The organism is Pseudomonas frederiksbergensis, assembly GCF_000802155.2.
In the GTDB taxonomy this organism is placed as follows: domain Bacteria; phylum Pseudomonadota; class Gammaproteobacteria; order Pseudomonadales; family Pseudomonadaceae; genus Aquipseudomonas; species Aquipseudomonas frederiksbergensis_A.
In genome coordinates, this window is record NZ_JQGJ02000046.1 from 1 (window position 1) to 4,264 (window position 4,264).

The window sequence follows — 4,264 nt, forward strand, 5'->3', positions numbered from 1 at the left end:
TCCGTGTCCGCCCCGTCCGCAGTCAATTAATCGATTGATTCATTAATTTAATCCGGCCGCTTGCGGCCGGTTGCTCTTCAAGGAGATCCACTGCAATGGGAATGCACACAGAACTGAGCATCTACAAAGTGTCGATGGGGCTGCTGTTGATGGCTACGAACCTGACTCGAAACATCCCTCGCGACCTGAAGCAGTCGCTCGGTAAGCGGGTGATAGACGAGTGCATCGACGTGCTGATGTTGATTGCCCGGGCCAACTCGACCCTGGACAAGCATCCACACCTGACCTCGCTGGTCGAGAAGGTCCAGGTGATCGAGTTCCTGATGCGGCTCTTCAAGGAAAGCCGATTCATCAGCGTCCCGCAGCACGCCAAGGCTATCGAGGTCACCACCTCAATTGGCAAACAGGCCAACGCCTGGAAACGCTCCACCCCAACCGCGCCCGCCATCTGAGAGCCACGGCTTTCAGGTCTGTGCGAATTGAATCTGGTCGTGCCGCTGACCTTCTGGTCACCGCCATGCGCACAAGAGATACCGCCGGTCTAAAGCGTCCGTGTAGGTCTCGCGCAGTTGCCTAGCTGATCGGCTCTGCCTTCGACTTGGTGACGTAGATAGCACGATAGGTCGCAGCGCTCCGCCAACAACGCATTCAACATGAACTTCGATGATGGCAATCAGAACAACAACGACAAGAACAACGAGCTCCGTGTCCGCCCCGTCCGCAGATTCGAACGTTGGTCCCTACCCGTTCAGCGATCTGGTTCAGGCCTATTACGACTGCCGACGCTCCAAGCGCAACAGCGACAGTGCGCTGGCTTTCGAAATCGACCTGGAACGGAACCTGATCGAGCTGCACAACGACCTGATCGCCGGCACTTACCGGCCAGGCCGCTCCATCTGCTTCGTGGTCACCCGACCGAAAGCCCGGGAGGTCTGGGCAGCAGCCTTTCGGGACCGCGTCGTCCACCACCTGCTGTACAACCATGTGGCACCGCGCTTCTACGCCAGCTTCATAGCGGACAGTTGCGCCTGCATCCCGGGGCGCGGCACGCTGTATGCCGCCCAACGCCTTGAATCGAAGATCCGCAGCGCCAGCGAGAACTGGTCGAAGCCAATCTTCTATCTCAAGTGCGACCTGGCGAACTTCTTCGTAGCGATCGACAAAGAGGTCCTGCGCCAGCAGCTCGCCGCCAAGATCACCGAACCCTGGTGGCTGGCCCTGGCCGAGCAGATCCTGATGCACGACCCTCGCGAGGATTACCAGGTGCGCAGTCCGGCCCATCTGTTCAACCGGGTGCCGCAACACAAGCGCCTAACTGCGCAGCCGGCCCGCCTGGGCCTGCCCATCGGCAACCTGTCCTCGCAGTTCTTCGCGAACGTGTACCTGAACGCCCTGGACCAGTTCGCCAAGCACCGGCTGGGGGCCAAGCACTACATCCGGTACGTCGATGACTTCGTGTTTCTTCACGAGTCGCCTCAACAGCTCAACGCCTGGCTGGCAGAGGTGAAATCCTTCCTGCCCAGCCTGGGCGCCAAGCTGAACCCGAAGAAAACGATTCTTCAGCCGGTGGATCGTGGCGTCGACTTCGTCGGGCACGTCATCAAGCCCTGGCGGCGCACTACGCGGAAGCGGTCATTGGCCCAGGCACTGAAGCGAACAGCCGCGGCGCCCGCCGAGGATCTGCGCGAAACCGCAAACAGTTACTTCGGCCTGCTCAGCCAGGCCAGCCACAGCGAGAAGGACCGGGCCGCCCTGGCTCGCGTCGTGCTCAAGCGCGGCCATGCCGTCAACAGTTCGCTGACCAAGACCTACCCGAAGAAGCCGCCGACCTAAGCGTCCGCGAGCGGATTGTCAGCTGAAGTCCAGCACCTCAGAAAGCAATTCCGCCGACTCGGTGTAAGTCGCCAGATCGATGACCTGGCGAAGGAACACAACCATCGCCAGTTTCTGGGCGCTGTCAGGCAGACCTACCCATTTCAGCATCGCCCTCGCGTCTTCCTCTATTGCCGCGAGTGCATCTATGTCGCTTTGCAGTCTCATTTTGGCCTCCGGTCAGTGTGAGCTCTAACAAGTCATAGCCACCAATTACGAATCACGCCAACCGGCGAGGATCCACATGTTCACAGCAATCGATTTGTTCGCCGGTCTCGGCGGATGGTCCACCGGTGCCCGCGATGCGGGCGTAAATGTTCTCTGGGCGGCCAATCACTGGCCTGCCGCGGTGGAGTGGCACAGCGCCAACCATCCAGAAACTCAACACGTTTGCCAGGACCTACAGCAAGCGGACTGGTCGCACGTTCCAAAACATGACCTGATGCTTGCCTCCCCTTGCTGCCAGGGCCACACCAAAGCCAGGGGCCGGGATAACGGAAATCCAAAACACGACAACTCACGCTCGACCGCGTGGGCGCCAGTGTCGAACGCCGAGGTCAACCGCCCCGACTTCGCCATCATCGAGAACGTCCCGGAGTTCATGGACTGGGTTCTATACCCAGCCTGGGCAGACGCGATGCAGCGCCTGGGTTATGCGCTCGCGCCCCACGTCGTTGACTGCGCCGACCTCGGTGTGCCTCAACACCGCGTGCGGCTCTTCATGGTCTGCTCTCGCAGCAAAGCACCTCTGCACCTTCAACTACCCCAGTGCCAGCACGTGCCGGCGCGCGAAATCCTCGACTTCGACGCCGGCAAGTGGAGCAAGATCGAGAAGCCAGGGCGCGCAGAATCAACACTGACCCGAGTGAAGAATGGCCGCGAGCGGTTCGGCGATCGCTTCATCATGCCGTACTACGGATCCGGTTCGGGCCTAACTGGGCGCAGTCTGGACCGCCCTATCGGCACCATCACTACGCTTGACCGCTGGGCCCTGGTGCGAGGCGATGAAATGCGGATGCTCTCGGCCGACGAAGCGTTGGCCGCACAGTCTTTCGGGCCGGACACCAAGCGGCCGGACAATCATCGCTTGACCATGCACATGGCCGGAAACGCAGTTCCACCGCTCTCCGGACGACGGATTATCGAAGCATTGATGCAAGCTGCCTAGCCGGCAAAGAAATGGCTTTTAGGCTTTTTATGATCAGCCCCATCCAGATTCCAGAGTTCATCGTCCGTCCCAAGCACGTGCTTGATTCGAGGATGATTGTGGCAAAGCGTAGCCACTCTCTCCGGCGTTAGATTTACAGCCTTAGCAATTGCGCGCGTCGATCGATATTTGTAATCGTCGATCCGCTCAAACTCACTAACTAACCAGCTATGGATCCTCTTTGAGTCACTGAAGTTATCCAACTTTTGCTTACCCATTTGCACCGCGATTACCAGCCCTCCACCTATTGCTCCGGCGACAACTTCGCTCCAGTCCGACATTCTCGTAACCCCGCTTTCTCGTCGCTTAGTTCGGATTGATCCTGCTACGAACTGGAATCTTTTTCCAAGTAAATCCGCAATTAATTGCGGTCAACCGTTCATCAGAACCGCCCGGGCATGCCCCGGCAAGGCAAATCATCGTGATCCGCCAATACCGATTCAGCGAGCTCATGGCCCGCCTGACCCATAAAGAGTGGACGGTCATCCAGGATGATCGCGGCAACTTTCTGTTTATGCCTGTCGCCTACAAAGGCCGGAGGTTGTGATGATCTGGCTTCTGATCGGCGTTCTGGTTCTCAATGCTGCAGTTCCAATCGCAGCCTACAAATTCAGCGTTAAGCCCCAGGAGGGTGTATGGAAAGCGTGAAGCGTTTTTCGGTGGGATTTTCCAACCATTCAACGGCTGAAGCTGTTTTCGCCGATGACTTCGACCGCGTGTCCGCCGAGAACCTGGCCCTACAGCAGCGCCTCACAGTGCAGGACCAGCGGGTTGATGAGCTGGAGAACCTGCTTGAGCATGCTTTCGGGGCAATCCCGAGCAATGACGGCTGGGACCAGCTTTGCGCCAAGATACTGGCCGCCCTCCAACCAACCGCCGAGGCTGTGAGCCATGAGTAAGCCAATCTGCAACACGCCTGCTGGCGTTCGCTGCCCTGGCGACGGAGTGAACGAGTGCAAGATGTGCCCGGATGAACCTGTGCCGCCTGCTGGCGGGGAGCCGGAAGATACAACGGAAAGCTTCGAGTACCGTCTTGAATTCCTTGGCTCAATAGACCGCTGTGACGTTGCCTGCGGATCCTATGGCGACAAGTTTCATCAGTGGAACGATACCGGGCCGTTTGTCGAATACGACGACCATGTGAAACATATCGAAATTTACAAGAACGAGACTACCCGGCTACAG

The 4,264-nt window shown here is 58.6% G+C and carries 7 protein-coding genes; 5 read left to right on the forward strand and 2 right to left on the reverse strand.

Going from position 1 to position 4,264, the window contains the following annotated elements; genetic code table 11:
• Nucleotides 1–95 precede the first annotated feature (95 nt).
• Nucleotides 96–452, forward strand: coding sequence for a four helix bundle protein (locus JZ00_RS29465; RefSeq protein WP_039594705.1), 357 nt, complete (start codon nt 96–98; stop codon nt 450–452).
• A 211-nt stretch (nt 453–663) separates the two neighbouring features.
• Complete coding sequence (locus JZ00_RS29470) at nt 664–1,833, forward strand: RNA-directed DNA polymerase (protein ID WP_235433128.1); 1,170 nt, start codon at nt 664–666, stop codon at nt 1,831–1,833.
• Nucleotides 1,834–1,851: 18 nt separating this feature from the next.
• On the opposite strand, the gene JZ00_RS29475 is transcribed toward JZ00_RS29470, so the two are convergent.
• On the reverse strand, nt 1,852–2,040 hold the full coding sequence (locus tag JZ00_RS29475; protein WP_046510216.1) for a hypothetical protein: 189 nt from the start codon (nt 2,038–2,040) through the stop codon (nt 1,852–1,854).
• Nucleotides 2,041–2,116: 76 nt separating this feature from the next.
• Between JZ00_RS29475 and JZ00_RS29480 the strand changes: the two genes are divergently transcribed.
• The gene (locus JZ00_RS29480) at nt 2,117–3,040 is read left to right on the forward strand and encodes a DNA cytosine methyltransferase (protein WP_039594707.1); all 924 of its coding nucleotides are present in this window, start codon (nt 2,117–2,119) and stop codon (nt 3,038–3,040) included.
• On the opposite strand, the gene JZ00_RS29485 is transcribed toward JZ00_RS29480, so the two are convergent.
• Nucleotides 3,037–3,360: a hypothetical protein gene (locus JZ00_RS29485; RefSeq protein WP_039594708.1), complete on the reverse strand. Its 324-nt coding sequence runs from the start codon at nt 3,358–3,360 to the stop codon at nt 3,037–3,039. The genes JZ00_RS29480 and JZ00_RS29485 overlap by 4 nt on opposite strands.
• A 354-nt stretch (nt 3,361–3,714) precedes the next feature.
• Between JZ00_RS29485 and JZ00_RS29490 the strand changes: the two genes are divergently transcribed.
• Nucleotides 3,715–3,978, forward strand: coding sequence for a hypothetical protein (locus JZ00_RS29490; RefSeq protein WP_039594709.1), 264 nt, complete (start codon nt 3,715–3,717; stop codon nt 3,976–3,978).
• On the forward strand, nt 3,971–4,264 hold a 294-nt coding region (locus tag JZ00_RS29495; RefSeq protein WP_152668486.1), incomplete at its 3' end, for a hypothetical protein. The genes JZ00_RS29490 and JZ00_RS29495, both read left to right, overlap by 8 nt.

What these genes read in the sequence shown, in the direction of transcription:
- JZ00_RS29475 (WP_046510216.1), bottom strand. Translation starts at nt 2,040, where the DNA reads ATGAGACTGCAAAGCGACATAGATGCACTCGCGGCAATAGAGGAAGAC.
- JZ00_RS29480 (WP_039594707.1), top strand. Translation starts at nt 2,117, where the DNA reads ATGTTCACAGCAATCGATTTGTTCGCCGGTCTCGGCGGATGGTCCACC.
- JZ00_RS29485 (WP_039594708.1), bottom strand. Translation starts at nt 3,360, where the DNA reads ATGTCGGACTGGAGCGAAGTTGTCGCCGGAGCAATAGGTGGAGGGCTG.
- JZ00_RS29490 (WP_039594709.1), top strand. Translation starts at nt 3,715, where the DNA reads ATGGAAAGCGTGAAGCGTTTTTCGGTGGGATTTTCCAACCATTCAACG.
- JZ00_RS29465 (WP_039594705.1), top strand. Translation starts at nt 96, where the DNA reads ATGGGAATGCACACAGAACTGAGCATCTACAAAGTGTCGATGGGGCTG.
- JZ00_RS29470 (WP_235433128.1), top strand. Translation starts at nt 664, where the DNA reads ATGATGGCAATCAGAACAACAACGACAAGAACAACGAGCTCCGTGTCC.